This is a genomic window from Klebsiella sp. 141153 (assembly GCF_032601995.1).
Taxonomy (GTDB): Bacteria; Pseudomonadota; Gammaproteobacteria; order Enterobacterales; family Enterobacteriaceae; genus Klebsiella; species Klebsiella aerogenes.
Map to the genome: position 1 here is coordinate 1 of NZ_JAQIRJ010000046.1, position 287 is coordinate 287.

Here is a 287-nt window from a genome sequence, read left to right on the forward strand (position 1 = left end):
TGGGCTTCGTGCTGGCGTTTCTGCTGCTGCTCATTTTCGCCATCCGGGGGATGTCTCTCGCCGTTACCCGTCTGTTCCCTGAGCCGCCTGCCGCGTCCAAAGCGGCGCCGGCCGCCGTCGCGCCCGCTGACGACTTCGCCCGCTTAAAACCGGCGATTGTCGCCGCCATTCACCACCATCGCCGCCTTAATTCTTAATTCACGGAGGAATTCATGACCGTTGCCATTACCGATGTCGTCCTGCGCGACGCCCACCAGTCCCTGTTCGCCACCCGCCTGCGTCTCGAC

General features: G+C 63.4%; 2 protein-coding genes. Both read left to right on the top strand.

Features of this window, described 5'->3' with window-relative positions:
- Positions 1 to 197: oxaloacetate decarboxylase subunit gamma (locus tag PGS10_RS25000; RefSeq protein WP_316423650.1), on the top strand; the 197-nt coding region annotated here is incomplete at its 5' end.
- Positions 198 to 212: 15 nt separating this feature from the next.
- Positions 213 to 287, top strand: a 75-nt coding sequence (locus PGS10_RS25170; protein ID WP_374982041.1) for a hypothetical protein, incomplete at its 3' end; no start/stop codon positions are given.